The sequence below is a fragment of the Escherichia sp. E4736 genome (assembly GCF_005781225.1).
Classification (GTDB): domain Bacteria; phylum Pseudomonadota; class Gammaproteobacteria; order Enterobacterales; family Enterobacteriaceae; genus Escherichia.
This window is the reverse complement of record NZ_VATT01000058.1, coordinates 1-24,356: the sequence shown is the minus strand read 5'-3', so window position 1 is coordinate 24,356 and position 24,356 is coordinate 1. Positions and strand designations below refer to the sequence as shown.

Here is a 24,356-nt window from a genome sequence, read left to right as displayed (position 1 = left end):
CTGTTTTCAGGGAGGAGATCAGATACACGTCTACACGGTTAGGTATGCCTCGACCTTCCGACTTATCCAAATCTTCTTTTTGCCGATAATTTATTAAACAATATAAGTAATCTGTGAGGTGATGCTATGAACGATTATGAAGCACTAGAGAATATGATGAAAGAGATTCAGCAAATCGTCTCGTTTCATGCCGGAGCCGAAACGAGAGTCCAGACCAGAGTGACTATCAGGAGTAACGATGATAAGCACATTTTAATAAACATAGGTGAAATTTCAGACATAGATATTCATTTTAAAAATCCTGTTATGAAATAGAGTTACTCCACCTTTTGTTAGTCAAAATGTCTGAATTTGTCATATCATACGCTTTCTGGCGATGGAACAGACATAATTGCGATAATGCTTCATGTGGTACATTTTTAGCTTTTATGTCTGAAATTGATATCTGCATAGTATTGTATTCAATGGTTATTTCTGGTATTTAAACCAAGAAAGCTGATATATCCATTTTATAAAAACTTGTTTTATCAGTAGAAATTTTATTGCGTTAATAAATGTCCTGGTTGTTAAAATTATTTTCTTTTCACTTTCTGCACTCTCCGGATTCTATTACTCCTGTCATTACTGAAGAGCTGTTCTTATGCCTGGTAATGTGAATACATGAACTGTTGCTGATAATCTCTAAACCGTGATTAGCCTTTCTTTATGTACTCATATCACAGCATTAACTTTATTCTCACTTGTTGTACAATGTAGTAACTTATTTTGTGCCTGATCAGGCCTGGTAAAGTATCAAGAGCCCCGCGGGATAATCTGAAACTGTTATGCTACAAAAGATGTCATATACCTTTTCTACGTTGCAGCAGCGCTATCTAAAGTTCTATTGTAGCTTGGTTCAATCTTTCTCTCAGTCTGAATCCCGGGCAATAACAGAGCCACTAGCTTCTTCTGTAGTGCAATGAAAAGAGTATCGAATGAATATTAATACACGGCAATTATTTGTGTTGTCGACGCTTGCCGGGACAGTTCTGACGACCTCAATACCCGTTTATGCGACAACGGCAAAAGATCAAACACTGGTGATAACTGGGCATAAACCCGTGGCTGCCCCTGAACTTACCCTAGGGGATACATTAACGCTGGAACCTAGATTCAGCGATCCTGATGGTGATACTGAAGATACTTCCCCATCAGGGACGACGTATCAGTGGCAGGTGGAAACGTCCCCAGGGCAGTGGGAGGATATTCCAGGACAGACCACGACCCAATACACACCCTCTTCAACAAATAAAGGTCATGTACTACGCGCGCAAGTCACAGCGCGAACAGACAGTAATAATACCATTCCCTTTGAGGGGGATGCGATTGCCTCAGGTTCTGTTGATACCTACAGCGTAATCAGCAGTACAAAGTCATCATTGCCAGATTGTGTTGGGCTGGCCGATACCGATATTAAATGCAGCGTGACGTTGATCAATAGCCTCGGCGAACCTGTCAGTAATGCGATTGTTGATATTAAGCCGGGATATTCTGCAAAAACAACCTCAGGGACCACGGATAGTAGCGGTCAAACGACCGTTATTGTGCACCCGGATAAAGTCGTTGATGCTGCGGAGGATAAAGAGGCTGAATCTGTGATAACCGTTAATAATGTTGAGGTCTTACCCAGGATAAAAGTCAAGGTTACACCGATAGTCGAGCTGTACGATAAAATAAGCAATAAAGCCAGAGACTGGTCTGGGCTTATTGCACATGGTGCTTATTTACCGATTAACAGTACCGTGGGTTTCGCAAGCGCAAATGGGAAAAAACTGGATAGTCATCGTTGGAAAGTTGAAGGTGTGACCCCTGCCGGCGAACAAAAAATCGTATTAGATGCAACAAATACGGAAATTCAGATTACTGATAAACCAGGTGTCGGTATGGAAGGCTCAATGAAATTTACTGATACTATGACGGGCATTGTACAAATGTCTCAATCATTTCGTTTTATGAGCTATGTTAAATTTTCTAATGTAATCGTATCACCATATGCTGGTATTGAAAATGTTTGTATAAATTCGGCGGAAGCAAAAGCGTTAGGTTCTAACGACGGGCTGGCAAGAAATGATCTGTTTAATTGGGATTATGATGGACTGCATGAAGGGGCGCTTTGGGCAGGGATTTCCTATTTGCCAAATACGCTCGACGGTGCTTATCGATATGGTGGTACTGGGCGTTATAGCTGGGTTCATATAATACAAGGGGTATACGCAGACTCCCCATTGAAACAAACAAGTAGTGTGCCTTCGCCAACTGATGTTTTATGCCGTTAATATTTATTATTCTATTTTTTAGTGACCGCACATGCGGTCACTTCTTTCAATAAAATCTGTCAGTATGAAATCAACATTCCGGTTAATACTAAACCGAATCGTGTTGCAGACCCTTCTTTTCCCTCTCACGTATTTCAGTCGTTATCATTAATGTCATATGCTGTAGCGAAAGCAGAATGCCGTCTACCGTATCTCTTGAATCCATAATTCACTTCTTAAACTGTAATATGTTGCTACGCGAAAAATAAATAATCATTTTAAAACAACAAGTTGCATATTAAATTCGCGATTTAAAATAATATCACATCAAAATTGGATAATCCTGTCATAAAGTTCAGTGATGCAAGTGAGGTGTAACAGCATTCACTAACCGGCACACGAAGAACTACTGTTCACTATTTTAGCCCGGTTGTGAAAGCGCAGAACAGAGCTAACGGTGGGGATATCTCTCGCCACAGTGATTCACATAAGGGAGCTATGGTGAATATGATTAATACACAGGAACGTTATACTACTTTCCAGTTTGGTGATTTCTCTTTTACAAACGACGGTTTTTTATGTTGCGGAGCGGAAGAAGTTTATCTGCCGCCTAAAGAAGCTGGCGTGCTTAAGGTTTTATTAGCGAATGCAAAACGCGTGGTCAGTAAACATAAAATTATTAATGATGTCTGGTCTTCTGCGGTTAGCGACGAGTCGCTGACGCGAAGCATTTACCGTATTCGTAATGCACTTGGGCAGAATAAAGAAAATATCTTTATTGAAACTGTTTACGGCAAAGGATACAGATTCGTCATAGACGTTAACGCCACAGTATCAGATGCCCATACAAAAAACAGTGGATATCAGACACCCTGTCACGCTGTACAGTTAATGGCAGAAAAACGCACGTTAGCCGGTTATGAATTTGCGGCGTCAGATGCGGTCTATTACGCAGCATCGAAAACAAACCGCAACTGTAGCCAATGTGATTTTCTGAAAGAGTTAATCTCTGCGCTTAATAGTGATTTTCCGCTAAGAGAATAATTCGACTTCTCATACCCATCGACGCACTGGACGGTGGGTACTTGCCATGTTAAAGCCAGTCCTCACGATTGTGAGCCGTAGCCTATTGTTAATTGATTTCTCACCACCGTCATGGAGGGTATTAACTGCCCTTTATAGCGCACGTTATAAATAAAGTGAAAAACGCCGCCTGCCGATAAATGACGAACTGGTGTTAAATGGCCGGCGAGAGCGGGCAGGGGCTGACACCAGGTCGTACTGCATAAATTGATTTCCAGTCCCTGTGGCGGTGGAGTAAGAAGATTTATTTTCCACGTAATATATTTCACGGGCGCGTTACGTGGTACGACGGTGGGGGCGTGAAGAACACGCCCAACCAGTAATTCTTCGCCTGTAGTCAGCGTGCCACCGCTGCTCTGCTGGCTCCAGCTTCCTGCGGAAGCCAGGCATAATGACGAATGGAGCGCCAGCAGCAGAAATGCTGTATTAATGGCTTTCATTATTTTTGTCCGCCGATGCAGGTCGACATATGTAACATTCGGTCATGTGCAATCTCCTGCGTAGACAACACTACCAGCTGTGGGTAAATCCGGCGCAGAAAACGGGAAAGCATGGTTCTGAGCGGTGGCGCGACAAGCAGTACCGGCGGAATATTACGCGAGTTTTGCTCAAGGATAGCCTGTTCTGTCTGGCGGATCAGGCTGTCTGCAATACCCGGTTCAATGATGCTGTTGTTCTGGATTGCCTGCAGGAGAATCTTCTCAAGGTTGCTGTCGAGGCCAATCACGTCGATATCTTTATTATTACGGAACCAATGTTGGGTAATTGCCCGACCGAGGCGGCTACGGATTTGAGCGGTTAAATCATCAGGGTCGGTGATTGTTGGCGCAAATTCAGCCATCGTATCGATAATTGTGCGCATATCACGGATAGAAACTTGTTCCACCAGGAGATTTTGCAGCACTTTATGGAACAGCGTTAAAGAGATCACGCCAGGAATTAAACCATCTACCAGGCGCGGCATATCTTTTTCAAGGCGATCGAGCAGCAGTTGGGCTTCATTGCGGCCAAACAGTTCGCCAGTGTGCTGGGTAATCAGATGATTCAGGTGCGTTGCTACGACGGAGGCCGGGTCTACTACGGTATAGCCCTGTACCTGGGCCTGCTCACGCTGTACTTCATCAATCCACCATGCCGGGAAACCAAATGCCGGGTCTTTACACGGTGTTCCGTCCAGATCACCTTCGGCGCAGCCTGGGTTAATTGCCATCCAGCGTTCAGGGTGAATCGTGCCATGACCAATTTCCACGCCTTTCAGCAGGATACGATAACTGCCTGGTTCAAGGCTCAGATTGTCACAGATGTGTACAGACGGCGGGAGAAAACCCATTTCATGCGCAAAGTTTTTACGCAGGCCACGGATACGCGTCAGTAGCTGACCGTTTTGATCGCTATCAACCAGCGGAATTAAACGGTAGCCCACTTCCAGCCCCAGTACGTCTTCAATCTGTACGTCTGCCCAGGAGGCTTCGGCTGTAGCGTGAGCGGCTTCAGCGTGGATTTCATCACGCGTTTTATCTTCTTTGCTGGCCGATTGATTATTCTCCTGGCGACCGCGTAACCACCAGGCTAACCCCAGCAGTGCAGCGGTAAAGAGCAGAAATACCAGATTAGGCATACCAGGGATCAACCCAAGCAGACCGATTACGCCAGCCGCCAGCAGCATTACCTGAGGATTGTGGAACAACTGACCCACCATTTGCTCCCCGACATCCTGTTCGGTCGCTACGCGCGTCACAATAACACCGGCAGCGGTGGAGATTATCAGGGCAGGGATCTGGGAAACCAGACCGTCGCCAATGGTTAACAGGGTATACGTTTCACCGGCTTGTCCGATCGCCATGCCGTGTTGCAGAACACCGATAGCGAGGCCGCCGATGATGTTAATGGCCATAATCATCAGGCCCGCGATGGCATCGCCGCGCACGAATTTACTGGCACCATCCATTGAGCCGTAAAAGTCGGATTCCTGGGTCACTTCGTTACGACGGCGCTTGGCTTCGGCTTCACCGATCAGACCGGCGTTAAGGTCGGCGTCAATGGCCATCTGCTTACCTGGCATCCCGTCGAGAACGAAGCGAGCGCCCACTTCGGCAATACGTCCGGCACCTTTGGTGATAACCATAAAGTTAATGATGATCAGAATCGCGAACACCACGATGCCGATAGCAAAGTTACCGCCTACCAGAAAATGACCAAACGCCTCCACGACGCGACCCGCCGCTGCAGCGCCGGTGTGGCCTTCCATCAGGATGATACGCGTCGAAGCAATGTTCAGCGCCAGTCGAAGCAGGGTGGCAAACAGGAGGACCGTCGGGAATGCCGAGAACTCCAGCGTGTTTTTGGTGAACATGGATACGAGCAGGATCATCAATGAAAGGACGATATTGAACGTAAACAGGGTGTCCAGAAGAAACGCCGGGAGCGGCAGGACCATCATGGCGAGGATCATCATGATCAGCACCGGGCCGGCCAGTATTCGCCACTGGGTATCTTTCAACTGTGGTAAACGTAATTTAGTGGCGATATCAGACATCGGTATTCATCTCGTGGTTAAAATCCAGTTTTTCCGGTACAGGAAGGTTCCGGGGTGGTACGGGTTTGGTTTCGCCGGTGTGGCGCCAGCGACGCAGGCTGTAGACCCACGCGAGCACTTCTGCCACCGCGCTATAAAGTTCTGTTGGGATCGGTCTGCCAATCTCGCTGTGTCGGTAAAGCGCACGCGCCAGCGGTGGCGCTTCCAGCATCGGGATCTTATGTTCTTTCCCCAGCTCTCTGATGCGCAGCGCGACTTCCCCTGCGCCTTTGGCCAGCACGATTGGTGCGCTCATACTGTTTTCTTTGTAGGACAGGGCGACGGAGTAGTGCGTTGGGTTGTTGACAATCACATCCGCCTCAGGCACATCGGACATCATGCGGCTTCTGGCGATAGCGCGCTGCATCTGCTTGATTCTGTTCTTGATGTGCGGATCGCCTTCCTGCTGCTTAAATTCATCGCGTATTTCCTGGCGGGTCATACGCAGCTTTTTCAGGTTGCTGAAGATCTGGTTAAAAATGTCATAGCCAACCATCGGGATAATGCACAGCAGTACCATCATCAGGCAGTGCAGAATCAGGTCCATCGCGCGGCCAATCGCTTCAGGCAGTGGAGCACTCACTAACTGGATGAAATGCTCTTTATTATTAGTAAGATACAAAGTACAGCCTGTTCCTACTAAAGTAACTTTCAGACATCCTTTTAATAATTCAGCGACCATTTGCCCTGAAACCATCCGTTTCATTCCTGAAAGTGGATTTAAGCGTTTTAAATCTACTTTCAGGCCACCGCCCAGGTGAAGCCCACCAATCAGTAATGGCGAGGCAATCCCCACTACAAACAGCCCAAGCAGAAAGGGCATCAATGCCTGAATCATCATTACCAGCATGTCGTAAAGCTGGTGAATCATGCTTAACGGGTCCTCAATTTGATGTCTGTTGAGGGTTAACCCGGAATGCAATAACTGTAATAACGTGCGGGCAAGGTTTTCTCCGCTACCCGTCATCAGCGACCAGCCTGCTAACAGAATCAGCAGGGAGGTGAGTTCTCTGGAACGAGGAATCTGCCCTTTTTTCCGCGCTTCTTCTTTTCGGTGAGCTGTGGGCTCTTCTGTTTTTTCCTGATCGCTTTCTTCTGACATACACCTGCCTGGGTCTGGTTCCTCTGCTAACCGCGTTAGTTCTGGTTATCAGAGGAAAATGACATTACATAGATTAAAAGCCGAGACTCTGGAGAAGGTCATCAACCTGGCCCTGGGATGTCATTACACCTGCCTGGGTCTGATCGATTTGTGGACCATTAATTAATGAATTAGCGACTTCTTTCGTCGGTACAGTCTCTTCAGGAATGTTATCTACGAGTACCCGAATCAACTCTTTTTCGACAACTTCAATAATGGTCATCATGCGCTGGATAACCTGACCGGTCAGATCCTGAAAGTCCTGCGCCATCATGATTTCCATGAGTTGATTATTGGTTTTACCGGCCAGACTGGTCGCCTGTTTCAGATAATGCCGGGTATCTTTTACCAGTTCACGGGCTTCCGGCAGTTCAACAGGCGCATCAAACCAGGCATCCCAGCGTTGTGTTAACTGTTCAGCTCCGCTGGAGATAGCGTCCTGCATCGGTCTTGTTTCTTCCACACTGTTCAGCACACGCTCCGCAGCCTGCGATGTTTTCTTTGCCACATAATTCAGACGTTCGCGGGCATCAGGGATCGCTTCAGCCGCATCCATGATGGTTCGCTCAAGGCCAAGACTGACCAGACTATCCCTTAGCATCCGTGTGATATTACCAATACGGGTAAAGACGTCTGGATCGTGATTCTTTGGTGGCAGTTGCGCAGACGCGGTCATGATTATCCCCCGAGCTTCTCAAAGATTTTGTTCAGCTTTTCTTCAAGAGTGGCTGCGGTAAAAGGCTTAACCACATAACCGCTGGCACCGGCCTGCGCTGCGGCAATAATGTTTTCCTTCTTCGCTTCTGCGGTAACCATCAGCACAGGCAGCGCTTTAAGCGCACTATCCTGGCGAATTTCATTCAACAGCTGCAAACCGTCCATGTTCGGCATGTTCCAGTCACTAATGACAAAATCGAATGGTTCTTTTTTCAGACGCGTCAGCGCGTCATGACCATCCTCCGCTTCGTCAACATTGTTGAAGCCGAGATCTTTAAGGAGATTGCGGACAATGCGACGCATGGTGGCAAAGTCATCAACAACGAGGAAACGTAAATTCTTATCTGTCATGGTATATCCTGAAAAATTTCTAAGTACGAAATAGGCTGTTAAATACGGCGAGACTGCCCGGTTATGTTATTGAGAATTTGTTGGCTCATATCATCGAGGTCGGCGACTTCTGTTACCGCCTCTAAAGCCACTGCTTCACGGGGCATACCGAATACCACACATGAACGTTCGCTCTGGGCGAGGGTTCGGGCGCCTGCGTTACGCATCGCCAGCAGACCTTTCGCACCATCGTTACCCATACCCGTCAGGATCACACCGACGGCATTTCGTCCTGCGACTCGGGCAACGGATTCAAACAGCGTATCTACCGACGGACGATGGCGGTTAACAGGCGGCGTATCGCTAAGTTTGATATGGTAGTTAGCCCCGCTACGTATTAACTCCATATGTCTGCCGCCTGGCGCGATATAAGCATGACCGGGTAGTACGCGGTCATCATGCTCTGCTTCCTTTACGGACAGCAGGCAGGATTTATCCAGACGCTGGGCAAAAGAACGGGTAAACCCTGGTGGCATATGTTGTGCGATGACGATTCCCGGACATGTCGGCGGCATTGGCAAGAGGACATGGCTTAATGCTTCCGTACCACCGGTAGAGGCGCCAATGGCAATAATTTTTTCACTGCCAATAAGCGGGGCGCGAATAACGGGAGGAACTGTTCTTTTCTGGAAACTCCGCACGCTTGCCGCGATACGAATTTTGTCAGCGATCATATCGCTGTATTTTTCCATCCCTTCCTGAAGTCCTTGCTGAGGTTTAGTAATAAAATCTACGGCGCCCAGTTCCAGTGCTGCAATAGTGATATCAGAGCCTTTGCTGGTCAGTGAAGAAAGCATTAATACCGGCATTGGACGCAGACGCATTAAACGTTCAAGAAAATCCAGACCATCCATGCGCGGCATTTCAACGTCCAGCGTCAGTACATCCGGGTTATGTTGTTTAATCAAATCACGGGCCATGATGGGATCATGCGCCGTGGCGACCATTTCCATATCCGGTTGTTGATTAACAATTCGCGTCATGATATTGCGAATTAACGCCGAATCGTCCACGCACAACACTTTTATCTTTTTCATTTGTTACCCCTTTGCCAGGCAGTAAACAGATTGGCCGCGCAGGCGAAAATGACTATTTGCAGTATTAAAATGTTCTGAATGACCCGCAAAAAGTATTCCACCTGGTTTCAGTATTTCTGCAAAACGGCGCATAAGAATATCCTGCGTATTTCTGTCAAAATAAATCATCACATTGCGACAGAAAATAGCATCAAACGGTGCAGGAATATCCCACTGCGGGGCCACGAGATTCAGCTGTTGGTAATGAATCGATGCCAACAGTTCCCTTTTTACCTTTACTTTATCACCGTGATTTCCTGTTCCACGCAGAAACCAGTCTTTTTTCTGTTTTTCATTCAGACTAGCCAAATCGGATAATTGATAAATTCCTTTTTTGGCATGACGCAGAACATCGGTATCAATATCCGTTGCCAGTATGCGAGGCCCCGTAATACTACGACCCAGCGTTTCTTCCAGCGTCATCGCAATTGACAGTGGTTCTTCGCCTGTGGATGCGGCAGCGCACCATACGTTATACATACCGCGCCGACTCCGCGCATGTTCTGCAAGAATAGGGAAATGGTACGCTTCACGAAAAAAAGAGGTCAGGTTAGTGGTCAGCGAGTTGACAAATGTCTGCCATTCCGGCGCATCAGAGCTGCTTTCAAGCAGTGCCATATACTCACTGAAGCTGTTTATCCCTAGCTGAGTGATTCGGCGGGATAAACGATTATAGACCATATCTTTTTTTTGACCATTCAGGACAATACCTGCACGGCGGTAAATTAGCTCGCTGACACGTGCTAAATCTTTATCCGTGAGAGTGTTCAGAGTTTGCGCAGGGAATTCAGAGTGATTAGCCATATTGCGGAATTTTATTTCTCAGTGTTTCCGCATTTAGCGGGGGATAGAGAGTTATTTTCAACACATGATTGGGGTTTCAATACGTATCACCCGATCATAAACACAGCCAGGCGGTGATCAGGTGATACGGGAAAACAGAAAATAACAATCAGGATTAACGGAGTGACTAAAACGAAAAATCGACAATCAGACACCCATATTCATGATGTCCTGATACGCGCTAACCATTTTATTGCGTACCTGAACACCAAGGTTAAGTGCTACAGATGACTTCTGCATCGAAACCATAACATCATTTAAGCCAACTCCCGGCACGCCTGCCAGATAGTCTTCAGAGCCTTGTTTGGCCTGATTCTGGAGCTGGCTGATATTATTGAGGCTGTTAAATAACACATCAGAAAATTGCGTTTTATTTTCTGTGTCATTTGATTCTGTCAGAGCAAGCTGATTCTGCATTGCAGAAACCTGGCCTGCCTGACGCTGGATCTGATTTACTACCCCATTGATTGTATTTAGGGACATATTGTTATTTCACCTTACTGACACTTAACAACAGATAGTTGATACTGATGTCTTATCAGCTCTGTTTAATTTAGGCGTACTTTATCATGGCGGAAGTTCAGCAGCATTGTGGGAAAAGTCAGCATAAACCTGTTCTTATTGCAGATTAGGTTTAGGGCTGTTTCAGGCGATAATTCTTATCTGGCAAATTTTCTGAAATGAAAAATTGTCGCGAATAATACTCATCACCAGTTTGTTCATCTGCATCTGCAATATGACACCTGCGTTGAAGTCGTACCATTTAACTTTACAGGAATATGGCATGAATGCCACAACCCAGGGTAATAAAAAAAATAGTCCCTTTGATTTTAAGGCACTACTGGAACGAATTCGGGCAAATCCCAGAATTATTTTTATGATCACAGCGGCGGCAGCAATTTCAATTGTTGTCGCCTTGCTATTCTGGATGCAAGGGCCAGTTTATCGAGTTCTCTACAGTAATATTAGCGAACAGGACGGTGGAGCGATTGTCACTCAGCTTAGCCAGATGCAGGTTCCTTATCGCTTTGCTGACCATAACGGCGCCATCATGATCCCGGAAGACCAGGTTTATGAGGTCCGTCTTAAACTCGCACAGCAGGGATTGCCGAAAGGTGGCTCTGTAGGGTTTGAACTGCTCGACCAGGAAAAATTTGGTATTAGCCAGTTTAACGAGCAGGTTAACTTCCAGCGTGCGCTTGAAGGTGAACTGGCTCGTACTATTGAGACGTTAGGTCCAGTACAGAGCGCCCGTATTCATCTGGCAATACCGAAACCGTCACTGTTTGTCCGCGAACAAAAAGCGCCTACTGCTTCAGTGACTCTTACTTTACAAAATGGCAGAACACTGGATGAAGGCCAAGTCAACGCCATCAGTTACATGATAGCCAGCGCGGTTTCTGGCCTTGATGCCGCTCATGTCACCATTGTGGATCAGTCTGGCCATTTGCTTTCCGGCAGTGACACTCACAATACCCAGACAACACAGCTTAAATATATCCGCGAAGTTGAAGATGACTATCAAAACCGTATTCAGGCAATTCTGACACCCGTTGTAGGCAGCGCCAACGTTCGTACGCAAGTTACGGCGCAAGTGGATTTCACCCAGAATGAGCAAACTGTTGAGGAATATGCCCCCAACACGTCGCCAGACAAGATGTCTATCCGCAGCCGCCACGTTGTTCATGATGAACAGGGCGGGAAAAGCAGCGTTGGAGGAGTACCTGGCGCGTTAAGTAATCTACCGCCTACGGCCGCCACCGCACCGATTACCACCTCAACGCCAGCACGCGGCGCCAAAGATAGCGCGACACGCCCGGCGCCTCAGACGGTAAGCCAAAACCTACAACCTTACAGTCAGAACCATGACGACATTACCAATTACGAGCTGGACAGAACGCTAAAACATATCACCCGCAACACGGGTAATGTGGAACGTTTGTCGGTCGCGGTTGTTATCAATTATCTGCCAGGAAAAGCCGGAGAACCGGCGGCTCTGACGCCAGCGCAGATGAAGCAAATCAACGATCTGGTTAAAGAGGCAATGGGCTATACCGCTTCCCGTGGGGATTCGGTAAATGTGGTTAACACACCATTTAGCCAGTCAGACAAAGATGTCGCTCTTCCACTGTGGCAACAGCAGGATGTCATTCAGTTAGTTCTTAGCGTACTGCGTTATCTTTTAGTCGCTCTGGTTGCCTGGATGCTGTGGCGTAAAGCCGTATGGCCATTCTGGGTGAAACATCAGGAAATGCTGCTCCAGCGGCTCGAAATGGAAAAAGAAGCACGTCAGGCCGAAGCAACGGCGCAGCGGCAGAAAAAAGAACACAGCGAACTTGCCAAGGCTCAACAGCGCATGGATACCGAGCTTACTACTCAGCAACTGCGTGAAATGGCCGATGAGGCACCGCAGATTATTGCACTGGTTATTCGCCAGTGGATGAATAAGGAGCAGAAACCATCATGAATGCTGCCATGCGAAGCGCCATTATTATGCTAACGCTCGGCGATGACCGCGCCGCCGACGTCTTCCGCCATCTCAGTCCTCAGGAGGTGGCACAGATAAGCACTGCTATTGTCAGTATTCACTCTTATACCCATGAGCAGATTGCTCAGGTGCTGAGTGAATTCAAACGCGATTCAGAAGAGTATGCGTCCATCAGCATCAATGCGGATGAGTATTTACGCAATGTTCTGGTGAAAGCGCTGGGTGAATCCCAGGCCGAAGCCTTGTTGGATAATCTGCTGGATGCCCATAGTGAAAACAACGGTATCGATACGTTGGGTCTGATGGAACCGTATATGGTGTATGACCTGATTCGGGAAGAGCATCCGCAGATTATTGCGACCATTCTGGTGCATCTGAAACGCGCTCAGGCAGCAAGCGTACTGGCGAAATTCGAAGAACGCGAACGTAACGACATTATGTTGCGTATTGCCACCTTTAACGGCGTCCAGCCGGTGGCACTGCAAGAACTGACGGATGTACTGAACAATCTGCTCCACGGTCAGTCACTGAAGCGCAACAATATGGGTGGTGTTCGTCCGGCGGCTGAAATTCTCAACCTGATGAAAACTCAGCAGGAAGAAGCGGCGCTTACTGCATTCCGTGAATTTGATCCTGAACTGGCGCAAAAAATTATTGACGAGATGTTCCTGTTCGAAAATCTGGTGGATATGGACGACCGCAGCATCCAGCGCCTGCTGCAGGAAGTCGATGGCGAGTCTCTGCTGGTTGCGTTGAAAGGCGCTGATCAGGCGCTGCGTGAGAAGTTCTTCAGCAACATGTCCAAACGTCAGGCTGAAATTATGCGTGATGATCTCAATTCCCGTGGTCCGGTACGTATGACCCAGGTTGAAGCAGAACAGAAATCCATTCTGTTGGTGGTACGTCGTCTGGTGGAAGTCGGAGAGATGGTGATTGGCGGAGGTGAGGATGTCTACGTCTGAGACAACCTGGAAACCCTGGCGGCCTGATGATCTGCTCGGGCAGGGCAGTTCCTCATGGCCAAACCTGGAGTCTGAAAATCATGCAGATGCAGACCCAATGTCTGACCCGGACCGGCAGGCAGAGCTTGCTCGTGTTCGCCAACAGGAAGGGCAAAAAGGGTTTACGCAGGGACTGGTAAAGGGCGAAGAAGAGGGCCGCCGCCGCGGCTACGAAGAAGGATTGCAACAGGGAAAAGCCGAAGGCATTAAGCAAGGATTAGCGGAAATACATGCTCAACAATCGCTGTTAAATTCACAGTTTTCCCGCGTGATGGAAAGTTTCCAGATCTCGGTTGAAAACATGGACAGCGTCATTCCTGCCCGCCTGGTGCAACTGGCGCTGATGGCGGTGCGTACTCTGTTGGGCGGGCAGGGCGTTACGGATAAAATGCATACCAGTCTGATGAATCACATCCGTACCCTACTCAACGAAGATAGTTTACTGAAAGGTAAATTTCGCCTGACCATCAGTGCGGAAGAACCAGAAGAGGTACGCCAGCAGCTTGAGACGTTACTCTCAGCCTATGACTGGGAATTGTGTGCCGATCCTCATCTTCTACCCGGCGGTTGTCGGATCAGTACGGAAGAAGGGGAACTGGATGCCTCGCTGGAAACCCGCTGGCAGTCGTTGTGTCAATTGGTTCGTAACAGGGGCGGTGTATGACTTCGCATCTCAAAAACTGGCTGGGTGCTCTGGAACAGCAAGAAACGCGGATGACGACGTTACCCGCTTTTCGTCAGTACGGCAGGCTGATCCGCGCGACTGGACTGGTGATGGAAGCCACCGGACTAAAATTACCCATCGGAACGCTGTGCATTGTTGAACGTGACGGCCCGGATGGTATTCGTTGTGTAGAAAGTGAGGTTGTTGGTTTCAGTGGACAAACGCTGTATCTGATGCCGCTGGAACATGTGGACGGCATCTTGCCTGGCGCCAGAGTCTGGGCGCCGGATAGCGGTGATAAGTTAACACAAGGCAAGCAGCTTCCTGTTGGGCCTGGATTATTGGGGCGTGTGCTGGATGCCAGTGCGCGACCACTGGATGGCCTTCCTCCTCCCAGTAATAGTGATCGGGCAACATTATTTACCGCTCCGTTTAACCCGTTACAACGCGATCCTATTCGCAATGTGCTTGATGTCGGCGTTCGGGCGATCAATGGGTTACTGACCGTGGGACGAGGCCAGCGTATGGGGCTGTTCGCGGGGTCCGGTGTCGGGAAAAGTGTCCTGTTAGGCATGATGGCGCGCTATACCACCGCTGATGTGGTGGTTGTGGGACTCATCGGCGAACGAGGCCGTGAAGTCAAAGATTTTATTGAAAATATCCTCGGAAAGGATGGCTTACAGCGTTCGGTGGTTATTGCTGCGCCTGCCGATGTATCGCCGGTACTGCGTATGCAGGGGGCGGTATATGCAACCCGTATTGCGGAAGATTTCCGTGACCGTGGATTAAATGTGTTGCTGATCATGGATTCGCTGACGCGTTATGCGATGGCGCAACGTGAGATAGCATTAGCCATTGGCGAACCGCCAGCAACCAAAGGCTATCCGCCTTCTGTTTTCGCCCGTTTACCGGCCCTGGTGGAGAGAGCCGGAAATGGTATCCGTGGCGGTGGATCAATCACTGCATTCTATACCGTATTGACGGAAGGCGACGATCAGCAGGACCCGATTGCGGACTCCGCTCGTGCCATTCTCGACGGACATATTGTTCTGTCACGCCGACTGGCGGAATCAGGCCACTATCCGGCCATTGATATTGAAGCTTCTATCAGCCGTGTGATGACGGAAATTACGCAACCAGCGCAATTTAAAAAGGTACAGCGTTTTAAACAACTTCTGTCCTCGTGGCAGCGGAACCGGGATTTGGTCAGCGTAGGGGCGTATGCCAGAGGCAGCGATCCTTTACTGGATCAGGCGATCACCTTATATCCAGAAATGGAACGCTATCTGCAACAGGGCATCCATGAACGCCAGGAATATGATGTTTCATGTCGCCAGCTCGATGCGTTATTCCCGGATAACAGAGGCCCTGAAGCAGGTGAATAATCATGGCAACGTCAGCACCAATGGATGTTTTGCGGGATCTGGCCGAAAAGAAACTCAATGACACCACGGTGCGACTGGGGCGTGCGCGCCAGTCGCATGAGAATGAAGTCTCACGTTTACAACAATTACAGACATACGAATCTGAATATCGTCGCCAACTGCAAAACACCATTGCCGATAAGGGGATGTCAGTGTCTACGCTCCAGTCATGGCAAAGTTTTATTGGTGCGCTGGAAAAGGTCGTTTTGCAGCAGGTAAACCAGGTGAACAACAGCCAACAGATTGTCGATGCCTCGCTCAGTGACTGGCAAAAAGATCGTCAGCGGTTAAACGCATTTGAAACATTAAAAAGCCGGGCCGAAGCCCAGCGTATATTGAAAGAAAACCGACAGGAACAAAAAATGATGGATGAATTTGCCCGCCGCGCCAGCCAGAGGGGAAAATAAAATGCAGGTAATTTCTTTACCTATGAATACTGGCAATCTGGGGCATGGACACGCTGTAACGCAGAATGACACAGACACGTCATCATTTGCCGCAGAACTCGACAGCAAACTGCTTCCTGGCGCCATCCCGAAGCCTCATCTTCCGTCGGAAGGGACAGTAAATCTGTTACCGAACGAGGAAGAAAAAGGGAAAGGATCGCCTGAAGGGGAGCACTCTGGTGTCATGGATAATCTGTTTTACCTGCTTCCGGCGCAAAGTACACCATTACCAGAAACAGGTATAAACCAGGAAATGACAGCGTCACCGATGTTTGAAGGCAATGGACTGGTTACCGCCCTGAAAAATACGTCGGTGTCGCCTGAAAATGTGGCGTCCCAAACGGAAAAGGGGAGTTCCGATGTTAGTTTGCCTGAAACTGAACTTTTAGCGGAACAGAATGGGGATGAAGTACAAAATAATGCTTTCGATACCAGCCATTCGCAAACGTTGAATAAAGCCGTTGCCTATTCAGAGTTTGCGGGGAAAGTCGGTAAACCGGTTGCTCATCCATCTTCATCGCTGCCATTAAAACCCGATTCCTTGCATCTTGAGTCGGCCACCAATACCGGTCATACACTGCCTCAGTCATCGGAACAATTGGCAACGTCTCTGGATTCGGCGGTGGCGAATCAACCGACGGAACAGATGCCTGTACAACATCAGGAAAGTCATACAGCGGATGCTTTTCATATCCCAACCATTGGGGATATGAGCATTCAAATCCGTGAGCCTGTGGGGGTATCCCCATCTGCGCAGCCCTCTGTATTGACAGCGTCTGTGGGGACTACGGAATGGCAGCAGAATTTGAGTCAGCAGTTGGCTTGCTTTACTCGTGAAGGGATTCATCATGCGGAGCTGAGATTGCACCCGGAAGATCTTGGTAGTCTGCATATTAGTCTGCGGATAAATAATGATCAGGTGCAGCTTCATTTTGCCGCAGCCGACCATCAGGTTCGCGCTGCGCTTGAAACGGCGATGCCTCATTTACGAAACTCCCTTGCAGAATCAGGGATCTCTCTTGGGCAAACCAATGTTGCTGCGGACTCCAGACCTTCGTGGGAGAACGGTTCGCAAAATCAGACAGCAGAACAGGATATGCAATCCGATGATGGTGTGGAAAGCGTACCGGATGAACCAGGCGTAATTCTGCATACGATCAGTCGTTCCGGCGGAATAAATACTTTTGTCTGATAAATTTATTTTGTTATTTATCTGAAAGCCCGGTTCCCGGGCTTTGTTGTTTTATTATGGTGGTATTTTTTCCGGGTTTAAACTTGCTTCTTTGCGGGCTGTTGATATCGATCCTGATCTTTAATTATATTAAAATTCAACTGGTTATAAATCTCACGTAGGTGGTGTTTTTTTATCATTTCTGCAACATTCATTTTCATTAAGGATGCAGGCAAACGTTTACAATGTTGTCTGAAGTCAAATCTATCTATCAATTTAATGCCAGCAGCGACATTTTTTTGCCGGATTATTAATACCAGGTTATGTAATAGAATACAGCACCTGTCCCGGGTGTAACGGGGTGCAAATTACTGAGTATATTTTTGTGATGTCAAAAAAGAATCTGGATACCACTCAGAGTGGCAAAAAAAGCAAAGGTCGCATAGCGCTGACCGTCCTGGCATTTGTTTTTGCCAGCGCATGTTTTGGTTATACCTGGACAGAACTGGAGAGTTTAAAGAACAATGTTAAAAAAGGCACAATAGAGCAGGAAATTGAAGAAATAGAGGAAACGTTTGAAATACCTATTTATACACCTTTGGATACGTTTACTGTCAGTCTGAAGCCTGGTGTCGATGGAACAGAACATGTTCTGTATGTTGGATTGACGCTGCGTCTGAAAGATCCTCGCTCCCAGGAATTGTTAAAACGTTTCCTGCCAGAAATTCGTAGCCGCCTTGTTATGCTATTTTCACAGCAGACGATGGAGGAGTTGAGCACACGCGAAGGTAAACAGCAACTGGTTCATCAAGTTGAAAAAGAACTGGCAAGTCCACTATCCGGGAAACAGACGGTTAAAGTTACCGATGTTTTATTTAACATCTTTATTTTACGGTAATCGCTATGTCTGACAATATTTTGTCACAGGATGAGGTGGATAGTCTTCTGAATGGCGATGGTAACGGCGCATCTGAAAACACTCTATCTGCCATGGCTCCTGAGGATGGTATCCGTCCTTACGATCCGGTGACGCAACGACGCGTTGTTCATGAACGACTCAGCACGCTGGAATTCATTAATGAACGTTTTGCCCGCCAGTTTCGTGTCGGAGCGTTCAACGTGTTGCACCGCAGTCTGGACGTCACTACCGGTAATATTCGGGTACAGCCTTATCATGAATTTGCGCGTAACTTGCCTGTGATGACCAATCTTAATTTGATTCATCTGTCACCTTTGCGCGGGACGGCACTGTTCGTCTTTTCTCCCAATATGGTGTTTATGTTGGTGGAAAATTTATTTGGCGGTGACGGACGTTTTAAAACAAAAGCGGATGGGCGGGAGTTTACCCCCACTGAACAACGTATTATTCAGCGTATATTGTCAATTGCTCTGGAGTCTTATGACTTTGCCTGGAGTACGGTTTATGGTCTTAAAACAGAATATATTCGCTCAGAAATGCAGGTGAAATTCACCAATATTACGTCGTCACCGAATGATATTGTGATTACTACACCGTTTTATATCGAACTGGGTTCAGAGTGCGTCCAGATGGATATCTGCATCCCTTTCAACGTTATTGAGCCAATACGTTCTTTGCTTACCAGTCCACCACAGGAAAACGCCTGGCAGGAAGATCAAAACTGGCGTAATACGCTGGCTTCACAGGTCAGAAATACGGAACTGGAACTGGTGGTGAATTTATCCGACGTCCAGATGCGACTGTCACAAATTATGAGCCTGAAGCAACACGATGTTTTGCCGTTAGATAAACCTGAAATCGCTGAAGCTTATGTTGATGGCGTACGGGTACTGTCCGGGAAATATGGCAGTGCAAGCAATCAGTACGCCTTGCAGGTAGAAGAACTTTTTAATACAGCATTAGCACCTTTTTCTAAGGAGAGCTCGCATGAGCAAGAATGAACAGGCGGGCACTACCTCTACTCCCGCAGATACGGCCTGGGCAGACGCACTGGAAGAACAGCGCGAATCCGCAGGAACGACGGGCGTGATGGACGGGGCGAAAGCTATTGCCTCTGACCTGAATCTGGTTATGGATATTCCGGTCAGAATGACGGTAGAACTTGGCAGAACCCGTATGACCATCAAGGAACTTCTGGCACTGAGCCAGGGGTCTGTGGTTGCGCTGGAAGGTCTGGCAGGTGAACCTCTGGATATTTTGATTAATGGTTATCTTATTGCACAGGGAGAAGTGGTTGTGGTGTCGGATAAATTCGGTATTCGTATTACCGATATTATTACGCCATCTGAACGTATTTATCGCCTGAGCAGATAATGATCAATAGTACCCATACAGTTTTACCCACCGCTTCAACAACCAGCATGTCGTCGGTATGGATGCATACCGGCGGTATCCTCTGCCTGATAATATTCGGGTTACTTCTTTTACTCTGGTATTTACGTCGTTCTGGCGGTATTTCAGGGAAAAAAAATGGCCGCAATGCGCTGTTAAATATTAAATTCAGCCAGTCTCTGGGGCCGCGTGAACGCCTGGTTCTTGTGGAAGTGGGAAATCAATGGTTACTGCTTGGCGTGACGGCAGAAAAGATCTCCTGTCTGAGCGCCATCGACAAAAAAACGGTCGAAGAAAATTTTGCGGCTGTTGATCAACCGCAGTCCCGTAGCTCGCTGGTTGACTGTTTTCAGACAGTGCTGGCAAACAGTCTGCGGGGGCGTTATGGCAAGTCACAATAAAATAAAACCATCATGGCGGGTAATGTCGATTATCTGTGGCCTGTTGGTCATGGTGTTTGGCATCGGATTGCCTGTACATAGCGCATTCGCTGCCAATAGCGACATTCTGTTAACTCGCCCGGCGGGTGGGGAAGGCTGGTCTTTACCGGTACAGACGCTGGTCCTGCTGACATCGCTGACCTTTCTACCCGCTATTTTGCTGATGATGACCGGTTTTACACGCATCATCATTGTGTTGGGATTGCTGCGTAACGCGTTGGGAACGTCATCAACACCACCAAACCAGGTGCTGTTAGGTCTGGCGCTGTTCCTCACTTTTTATGTCATGTCGCCCGTGTTTAATAAAATCTATGACGACGCATGGATGCCTTTAAGTCAGGATAAAATCACCGCTCAGGTCGCCATCGATAAAGGTATTCAGCCGCTGCGGGAATTTATGTTGCAACAAACGCGTCAGGATGATCTGGCGTTGTATACCCGCATCGCTCATCAGCAAAACTTCGCCGGACCGGAAGATGTACCGTTAAGTCTGCTGGTTCCGGCGTTTGTCACCAGTGAACTGAAAACAGGTTTCCAGATTGGCTTTACCATCTTTATACCGTTTTTGATTATCGACCTTGTGGTCGCCAGTGTTTTGATGGCGCTGGGGATGATGATGGTGCCGCCAGCGACAATCTCATTACCTTTTAAATTGATGCTGTTTGTTCTGGTCGACGGCTGGCAGTTGTTGATTGGTTCACTGGCTCAAAGTTTTTTTAGCTGACGAGGAAAAGAGATGACAGAAGAACAAGTCATGGCGATGGGATTCCAGGCCATTAAAGTCGGTCTGATGATTGCCGCGCCGTTATTGCTGGCGTCTCTGGTTGCCGGGTTGGTTATCAGCATTCTTCAGGCGTCCACGCAAATAAACGAGATGACATTGTCTTTTATTCCCAAGATCCTTCTGATTGTGGTGGTCATTATTGCTCTTGGTCCCTGGATGTTAAGCGTTATGCTTGATTATATGCACGGGTTGTTTAACAGCCTGCCTTATCTGATTCGCTAGTTATGCTCACTCTGTCTCTGGCTGATCTCTACCTGCATATCGGTCAGTATTTCTTCCCGTTTTTGCGTATTCTGGCTCTTTTTACGTCAGCGCCGATCTTTAATGACAAATCGATCAACAAAAAGGTCAAAATTGCACTGTCGGCACTGATAGCCTTTCAGATAGCCCCCATATTGCCTGACAGCAATATTCGTATTGTTTCGTATGAGGGATTTCTGACGGGAGCGGGGCAGCTCATTATTGGCCTTATCACCGGGTTGATCATTCAGTTGATTTTTGTGGCTGTCCGCCACGCTGGCGAACTTATCGGCCTGCAGATGGGACTTTCATTTGCCACCTTCTATGACCGGGCCGGTGGACAGAATATGCCTGTGGTCGCCCGCTTTCTGAATTTACTGGCTACGCTGATCTTTTTAATCGCCAACGGACATCTTTACCTTCTGGAGATTATCGCCCGCAGCTTTGATATTTTGCCCGTTGTGGCTACGTTACCCAATGCGTCTGCTTATCTGGCTTTTGTAAAACTGGCGGGGCTTATTTTCAGTAGCGGTTTGATACTGGCGTTACCTATTGTGGCGTTACTGCTCTGTATTAACCTGACACTTGGTATTATTAACCGTCTGACGCCGCAACTTTCTGTTTTTGTGATCGGTTTCCCTATTTCACTTAGCGTTGGATTGCTGGCGCTATCGCTGATGATGTACTCCTTTGGCCCACTTTTTGAAAACCTGATGGCCACCATCTTTGACAATCTTCTGCAAATTATGGCCGCGATGAGATAGCTCTGCCTCGCAGCCGTTGTGAACTCGAAAAACGCGTCAGTATTTCTGCCTTAAAATTTTGTCGTTTTCCGTGCGGATTTCCCCTCTGATATACAGTTCACAGAATTGCCGGTAGGAATTCAGCCCTAATTTTTTTAGCGCGCCGCGTCTGATCTGATACAGCGTCGGTTCCGGTATTTTCATGCATCGGGACATTTCGCCTATTGATTCCCCGGCAAGGGGAAGCACCAGACAAATCCATTCTTTCAGGGAAAAACCATAACGTTCGTCCCGGTAGCGATTAATCGTATGCATAGGACGGAATGTTTTACCCCGTAGCCAGGTCTGGAAGTTACGCTGAAAAAGACCGGAGCGTAGGTTATGGGAGTTAAAAAAAGTCACCTTACCAGCAAACTTGCGCGAGATGTAATACGTCAGATAGGAGTTATAACGGCTGACCAGCACGCCAACGCGTTTACGGCTGTTAATCTGGATGAGAAAGTCGACGGCGTCTTTGAAGATACGCAGCGATTCCGTCCCTGACATATCAAGCACTAGCATAATGGTTAGCGTGTCATCCATACCGATAGTGACTTGATCAATTCGATGAATAAACGACAGATTAATGTTGTTGTCGGAGAAAAGATTCTTCATCCCAAATGTGAAATACTCACACAGGGCCATGACAAATACAGGTGGTGTAGAATTAGTACAGCTTTCCATTAGTGCGCGGTCCTCGCGTATTTTCCTGATTACTTAGTTGACGTTGTTCGTCAGCATTTAAAATAAAAGGTTACTTTTTGGGGTATCTGACAAATTTAACATCCTTAGTGGTAAGTATAATACACCACATTAAGTAAATCCTGATTAGGATAATTCGATGCGGAATATAATTATAGTTTAATACTAAGGTCTGGTGATTATTAGTCAGGAGTCAAAGGATTGCGGCAATGTTTGAGCGTTCGTTTATACTATGATTTATATTTCACCCAACGCGTTCATGCATAATTATTTTCCCCTGATTTATTTGCAGTCAGTGTTCTTATCAGAAAAATCACAATCCTGGTTATTAATCGACTACGCGCTGACGAAGAAAATTGTGGGTGTTTAATTATAAAAAAACCAGCCCAGGAGGAAGAACTGGGCTGGTTGGGGGGGCACGAGGCAGAATCATTCTGCCGTGGGGGTGCACATTAACGCAGAAGCTGCAGAACGTTCTGCGGAACCTGGTTGGCCTGTGCCAGAACAGAAGTACCGGCAGACTGCAGGATGTTAGCGCGGCTCATATTAGATACTTCAGACGCGAAGTCAGCGTCGAGGATACGAGAACGAGACTCAGACAGGTTGTTAACGGTGTTGTTCAGGTTGCTGATAACAGAATCGAAACGGTTCTGTACGGCACCGAGGCCAGAACGCAGTTTGTCAACCTGAGACAGCGCGGCATCGATAGCTTTCAGCGGATCGGTGGTTGCTGGTTTGGTGTTAACTGCGGTTTTTAAATCAGTGATGGTCGCAGTGAAATTACCAGCCTTATCGTTGGTGGTATCCAGTTTGGCATTGGTTAAATTACCCGTAGCATCTTCCAGATAGTAGTTACCTTTACCATCGTCTTTCAGGGTGGTACCGGCCGGTACACCTGTTACTTGTGTAGAGTGATAAGCTTCCTGGTCTTTTACTGATGTAGGTGCTGTAGCCGTAGTAAAACCTTTATCCGCACCAGTACTATCGAAGGTCATACCGCCTTTACCGTCATCCATAATTTCATAGTACTTATTATTTGCCGGATCGGCATCTGTACCAATCTGGGCGTAGATTTTACCAGTTGCACCATCTTTAACAATATTATCCGCCTTGGCAGCTGCACCTGTGTCTGTGACATTAGCTACATCATACTTATAGCCTTCATCAACATTCACATTGGCGCCTGTTGTATTCAGGGTTGCGGCATTAATACCGCCAGCCACGTTGAAATCAGTCATCCCGAGGGTGCCGGCATCCATCTTGCTCAGATCGATACTGATAGTTTCGCTATCGTTAGAACCTACCTGAATAGACAGAGACTGATCCTGGCTGAGAACTTTAACGCCGTTAAATTCAGTCTGATTGGAGATGCGGTCGATTTCATCCAGACGGGCATTGATTTCGTCCTGGATGGACTGACGGTCAGAATCGGAGTTAGTGCCGTTCTGCGCCTGAACAGTCAGACGACGGATGTTCTGCAGGTTGTCGTTCACTTCGTTCAGCGCACCTTCAGTGGTCTGAGCGATGGAGATACCGTCGTTAGCGTTGCGGGAAGCCTGAGTCAGACCAGAGATGCTGGCGGTGAAACGGTTGCTGATAGCCTGGCCAGCAGCATCGTCTTTTGCGCTGTTAATACGCAGACCAGAAGACAGGCGTTGGATCGCAGTGCCGAGAGTGGACTGAGATTTGTTCAGGTTGTTCTGTGCAACCAGGCTCAGTGCGTTGGTATTAATGACCTGTGACATGATATATCCTCAATTAAAACCTGGCGGTGCGATCCGCCC

General features: G+C 47.7%; 26 protein-coding genes. 16 read left to right on the top strand and 10 right to left on the bottom strand.

Annotation, left to right across the window (positions count from 1 at the left end; all coding sequences use genetic code 11):
• The first annotated feature begins 126 nt into the window (after positions 1 to 126).
• The 3 genes from FEK46_RS23080 to FEK46_RS23070 all read left to right on the top strand — a co-directional run bounded on the left by FEK46_RS23080 (position 127) and on the right by FEK46_RS23070 (position 3,338).
• Complete coding sequence (locus tag FEK46_RS23080; RefSeq protein ID WP_130209595.1) at positions 127 to 315, top strand: hypothetical protein; 189 nt, start codon at positions 127 to 129, stop codon at positions 313 to 315.
• A 659-nt stretch (positions 316 to 974) separates the two neighbouring features.
• Positions 975 to 2,315 (top strand): hypothetical protein, encoded by a 1,341-nt coding sequence (locus FEK46_RS23075; RefSeq protein ID WP_135560343.1) that lies wholly within the window; start codon positions 975 to 977, stop codon positions 2,313 to 2,315.
• A gap of 486 nt (positions 2,316 to 2,801) precedes the next feature.
• Positions 2,802 to 3,338, top strand: coding sequence for a winged helix-turn-helix domain-containing protein (locus FEK46_RS23070; protein ID WP_165382798.1), 537 nt, complete (start codon positions 2,802 to 2,804; stop codon positions 3,336 to 3,338).
• 62 nt (positions 3,339 to 3,400) lie between these two features.
• Here FEK46_RS23070 and FEK46_RS23065 read toward each other — a convergent pair whose 3' ends face one another.
• The 8 genes from FEK46_RS23065 to fliE all read right to left on the bottom strand — a co-directional run bounded on the left by FEK46_RS23065 (position 3,401) and on the right by fliE (position 10,602).
• On the bottom strand, positions 3,401 to 3,817 hold the full coding sequence (locus FEK46_RS23065) for a flagellar protein FlhE (RefSeq protein WP_130209601.1): 417 nt from the start codon (positions 3,815 to 3,817) through the stop codon (positions 3,401 to 3,403).
• Positions 3,817 to 5,913: a flagellar biosynthesis protein FlhA gene (flhA, locus tag FEK46_RS23060; RefSeq protein ID WP_130209603.1), complete on the bottom strand. Its 2,097-nt coding sequence runs from the start codon at positions 5,911 to 5,913 to the stop codon at positions 3,817 to 3,819. Before flhA ends, FEK46_RS23065 begins: the two co-directional genes overlap by 1 nt.
• Positions 5,906 to 7,054 (bottom strand): flagellar biosynthesis protein FlhB, encoded by a 1,149-nt coding sequence (gene flhB / locus FEK46_RS23055; RefSeq protein ID WP_130209605.1) that lies wholly within the window; start codon positions 7,052 to 7,054, stop codon positions 5,906 to 5,908. The genes flhA and flhB overlap by 8 nt, the downstream gene beginning before the upstream one ends.
• 73 nt (positions 7,055 to 7,127) lie before the next feature.
• Entirely contained in the window at positions 7,128 to 7,769 is a 642-nt protein-coding gene (gene cheZ, locus FEK46_RS23050; RefSeq protein ID WP_130209607.1) for a protein phosphatase CheZ, read from the bottom strand.
• Positions 7,770 to 7,771: 2 nt separating this feature from the next.
• Positions 7,772 to 8,161, bottom strand: coding sequence for a chemotaxis response regulator CheY (cheY, locus tag FEK46_RS23045; protein ID WP_130209609.1), 390 nt, complete (start codon positions 8,159 to 8,161; stop codon positions 7,772 to 7,774).
• A gap of 38 nt (positions 8,162 to 8,199) precedes the next feature.
• A complete protein-coding gene (locus FEK46_RS23040) occupies positions 8,200 to 9,237 on the bottom strand; it encodes a chemotaxis response regulator protein-glutamate methylesterase (RefSeq protein WP_130209611.1) in 1,038 nt (345 codons plus the stop codon).
• A gap of 3 nt (positions 9,238 to 9,240) precedes the next feature.
• Positions 9,241 to 10,080, bottom strand: a complete 840-nt coding sequence (locus FEK46_RS23035; protein ID WP_130209613.1) for a CheR family methyltransferase — start codon at positions 10,078 to 10,080, stop codon at positions 9,241 to 9,243.
• Between the two features lie 186 nt (positions 10,081 to 10,266).
• The gene (fliE, locus tag FEK46_RS23030) at positions 10,267 to 10,602 is read right to left on the bottom strand and encodes a flagellar hook-basal body complex protein FliE (RefSeq protein ID WP_130209615.1); all 336 of its coding nucleotides are present in this window, start codon (positions 10,600 to 10,602) and stop codon (positions 10,267 to 10,269) included.
• A 301-nt stretch (positions 10,603 to 10,903) separates the two neighbouring features.
• Here fliE and fliF point away from each other — a divergent pair, with 301 nt between their 5' ends.
• The 13 genes from fliF to fliR all read left to right on the top strand — a co-directional run bounded on the left by fliF (position 10,904) and on the right by fliR (position 21,852).
• A complete protein-coding gene (gene fliF, locus FEK46_RS23025) occupies positions 10,904 to 12,586 on the top strand; it encodes a flagellar basal-body MS-ring/collar protein FliF (protein WP_130209617.1) in 1,683 nt (560 codons plus the stop codon).
• Positions 12,583 to 13,569, top strand: a complete 987-nt coding sequence (gene fliG / locus FEK46_RS23020; RefSeq protein WP_130209619.1) for a flagellar motor switch protein FliG — start codon at positions 12,583 to 12,585, stop codon at positions 13,567 to 13,569. The genes fliF and fliG overlap by 4 nt, the downstream gene beginning before the upstream one ends.
• Positions 13,556 to 14,272, top strand: coding sequence for a flagellar assembly protein FliH (locus FEK46_RS23015; RefSeq protein WP_130209621.1), 717 nt, complete (start codon positions 13,556 to 13,558; stop codon positions 14,270 to 14,272). The genes fliG and FEK46_RS23015 overlap by 14 nt, the downstream gene beginning before the upstream one ends.
• A complete protein-coding gene (fliI, locus tag FEK46_RS23010) occupies positions 14,269 to 15,657 on the top strand; it encodes a flagellar protein export ATPase FliI (RefSeq protein ID WP_130209623.1) in 1,389 nt (462 codons plus the stop codon). The genes FEK46_RS23015 and fliI overlap by 4 nt, the downstream gene beginning before the upstream one ends.
• Before the next feature lie 2 nt (positions 15,658 to 15,659).
• Positions 15,660 to 16,103, top strand: coding sequence for a flagellar export protein FliJ (fliJ, locus tag FEK46_RS23005; RefSeq protein WP_130209625.1), 444 nt, complete (start codon positions 15,660 to 15,662; stop codon positions 16,101 to 16,103).
• A 1-nt stretch (position 16,104) separates the two neighbouring features.
• Complete coding sequence (locus tag FEK46_RS23000; protein WP_165383339.1) at positions 16,105 to 17,334, top strand: flagellar hook-length control protein FliK; 1,230 nt, start codon at positions 16,105 to 16,107, stop codon at positions 17,332 to 17,334.
• Positions 17,335 to 17,674: 340 nt separating this feature from the next.
• The gene (gene fliL, locus FEK46_RS22995) at positions 17,675 to 18,211 is read left to right on the top strand and encodes a flagellar basal body-associated protein FliL (protein WP_240725568.1); all 537 of its coding nucleotides are present in this window, start codon (positions 17,675 to 17,677) and stop codon (positions 18,209 to 18,211) included.
• A gap of 5 nt (positions 18,212 to 18,216) precedes the next feature.
• Positions 18,217 to 19,233, top strand: coding sequence for a flagellar motor switch protein FliM (gene fliM, locus FEK46_RS22990; RefSeq protein WP_130209629.1), 1,017 nt, complete (start codon positions 18,217 to 18,219; stop codon positions 19,231 to 19,233).
• Complete coding sequence (gene fliN, locus FEK46_RS22985) at positions 19,220 to 19,606, top strand: flagellar motor switch protein FliN (RefSeq protein WP_130209631.1); 387 nt, start codon at positions 19,220 to 19,222, stop codon at positions 19,604 to 19,606. Before fliM ends, fliN begins: the two co-directional genes overlap by 14 nt.
• Positions 19,606 to 20,025: a flagellar biosynthetic protein FliO gene (fliO, locus tag FEK46_RS22980; RefSeq protein ID WP_130209633.1), complete on the top strand. Its 420-nt coding sequence runs from the start codon at positions 19,606 to 19,608 to the stop codon at positions 20,023 to 20,025. Before fliN ends, fliO begins: the two co-directional genes overlap by 1 nt.
• A gap of 49 nt (positions 20,026 to 20,074) precedes the next feature.
• Positions 20,075 to 20,788 (top strand): flagellar type III secretion system pore protein FliP, encoded by a 714-nt coding sequence (gene fliP / locus FEK46_RS22975; RefSeq protein WP_130209659.1) that lies wholly within the window; start codon positions 20,075 to 20,077, stop codon positions 20,786 to 20,788.
• 12 nt (positions 20,789 to 20,800) lie between these two features.
• A complete protein-coding gene (gene fliQ, locus FEK46_RS22970) occupies positions 20,801 to 21,070 on the top strand; it encodes a flagellar biosynthesis protein FliQ (protein ID WP_130209635.1) in 270 nt (89 codons plus the stop codon).
• Between the two features lie 2 nt (positions 21,071 to 21,072).
• The gene (gene fliR, locus FEK46_RS22965) at positions 21,073 to 21,852 is read left to right on the top strand and encodes a flagellar biosynthetic protein FliR (protein ID WP_130209637.1); all 780 of its coding nucleotides are present in this window, start codon (positions 21,073 to 21,075) and stop codon (positions 21,850 to 21,852) included.
• A 36-nt stretch (positions 21,853 to 21,888) separates the two neighbouring features.
• Here fliR and FEK46_RS22960 read toward each other — a convergent pair whose 3' ends face one another.
• Together FEK46_RS22960 and FEK46_RS22955 are read right to left on the bottom strand one after the other, a co-directional pair.
• Positions 21,889 to 22,554 (bottom strand): hypothetical protein, encoded by a 666-nt coding sequence (locus FEK46_RS22960; RefSeq protein ID WP_135560342.1) that lies wholly within the window; start codon positions 22,552 to 22,554, stop codon positions 21,889 to 21,891.
• Between the two features lie 470 nt (positions 22,555 to 23,024).
• A complete protein-coding gene (locus tag FEK46_RS22955; protein WP_138194834.1) occupies positions 23,025 to 24,317 on the bottom strand; it encodes a FliC/FljB family flagellin in 1,293 nt (430 codons plus the stop codon).
• Positions 24,318 to 24,356: the final 39 nt, after the last annotated feature.

What these genes read in the sequence shown, in the direction of transcription:
- fliO (WP_130209633.1), top strand. Translation starts at nt 19,606, where the DNA reads ATGATCAATAGTACCCATACAGTTTTACCCACCGCTTCAACAACCAGC.
- FEK46_RS23065 (WP_130209601.1), bottom strand. Translation starts at nt 3,817, where the DNA reads ATGAAAGCCATTAATACAGCATTTCTGCTGCTGGCGCTCCATTCGTCA.
- FEK46_RS22955 (WP_138194834.1), bottom strand. Translation starts at nt 24,317, where the DNA reads ATGTCACAGGTCATTAATACCAACGCACTGAGCCTGGTTGCACAGAAC.
- cheZ (WP_130209607.1), bottom strand. Translation starts at nt 7,769, where the DNA reads ATGACCGCGTCTGCGCAACTGCCACCAAAGAATCACGATCCAGACGTC.
- fliE (WP_130209615.1), bottom strand. Translation starts at nt 10,602, where the DNA reads ATGTCCCTAAATACAATCAATGGGGTAGTAAATCAGATCCAGCGTCAG.
- fliF (WP_130209617.1), top strand. Translation starts at nt 10,904, where the DNA reads ATGAATGCCACAACCCAGGGTAATAAAAAAAATAGTCCCTTTGATTTT.
- fliI (WP_130209623.1), top strand. Translation starts at nt 14,269, where the DNA reads ATGACTTCGCATCTCAAAAACTGGCTGGGTGCTCTGGAACAGCAAGAA.
- fliG (WP_130209619.1), top strand. Translation starts at nt 12,583, where the DNA reads ATGAATGCTGCCATGCGAAGCGCCATTATTATGCTAACGCTCGGCGAT.
- cheY (WP_130209609.1), bottom strand. Translation starts at nt 8,161, where the DNA reads ATGACAGATAAGAATTTACGTTTCCTCGTTGTTGATGACTTTGCCACC.
- flhA (WP_130209603.1), bottom strand. Translation starts at nt 5,913, where the DNA reads ATGTCTGATATCGCCACTAAATTACGTTTACCACAGTTGAAAGATACC.
- FEK46_RS23015 (WP_130209621.1), top strand. Translation starts at nt 13,556, where the DNA reads ATGTCTACGTCTGAGACAACCTGGAAACCCTGGCGGCCTGATGATCTG.
- FEK46_RS22960 (WP_135560342.1), bottom strand. Translation starts at nt 22,554, where the DNA reads ATGGAAAGCTGTACTAATTCTACACCACCTGTATTTGTCATGGCCCTG.
- fliN (WP_130209631.1), top strand. Translation starts at nt 19,220, where the DNA reads ATGAGCAAGAATGAACAGGCGGGCACTACCTCTACTCCCGCAGATACG.
- FEK46_RS23070 (WP_165382798.1), top strand. Translation starts at nt 2,802, where the DNA reads ATGATTAATACACAGGAACGTTATACTACTTTCCAGTTTGGTGATTTC.
- fliJ (WP_130209625.1), top strand. Translation starts at nt 15,660, where the DNA reads ATGGCAACGTCAGCACCAATGGATGTTTTGCGGGATCTGGCCGAAAAG.
- fliR (WP_130209637.1), top strand. Translation starts at nt 21,073, where the DNA reads ATGCTCACTCTGTCTCTGGCTGATCTCTACCTGCATATCGGTCAGTAT.
- FEK46_RS23000 (WP_165383339.1), top strand. Translation starts at nt 16,105, where the DNA reads ATGCAGGTAATTTCTTTACCTATGAATACTGGCAATCTGGGGCATGGA.
- FEK46_RS23075 (WP_135560343.1), top strand. Translation starts at nt 975, where the DNA reads ATGAATATTAATACACGGCAATTATTTGTGTTGTCGACGCTTGCCGGG.
- fliQ (WP_130209635.1), top strand. Translation starts at nt 20,801, where the DNA reads ATGACAGAAGAACAAGTCATGGCGATGGGATTCCAGGCCATTAAAGTC.
- flhB (WP_130209605.1), bottom strand. Translation starts at nt 7,054, where the DNA reads ATGTCAGAAGAAAGCGATCAGGAAAAAACAGAAGAGCCCACAGCTCAC.
- fliM (WP_130209629.1), top strand. Translation starts at nt 18,217, where the DNA reads ATGTCTGACAATATTTTGTCACAGGATGAGGTGGATAGTCTTCTGAAT.
- FEK46_RS23040 (WP_130209611.1), bottom strand. Translation starts at nt 9,237, where the DNA reads ATGAAAAAGATAAAAGTGTTGTGCGTGGACGATTCGGCGTTAATTCGC.
- FEK46_RS23080 (WP_130209595.1), top strand. Translation starts at nt 127, where the DNA reads ATGAACGATTATGAAGCACTAGAGAATATGATGAAAGAGATTCAGCAA.
- FEK46_RS23035 (WP_130209613.1), bottom strand. Translation starts at nt 10,080, where the DNA reads ATGGCTAATCACTCTGAATTCCCTGCGCAAACTCTGAACACTCTCACG.
- fliP (WP_130209659.1), top strand. Translation starts at nt 20,075, where the DNA reads ATGGTGTTTGGCATCGGATTGCCTGTACATAGCGCATTCGCTGCCAAT.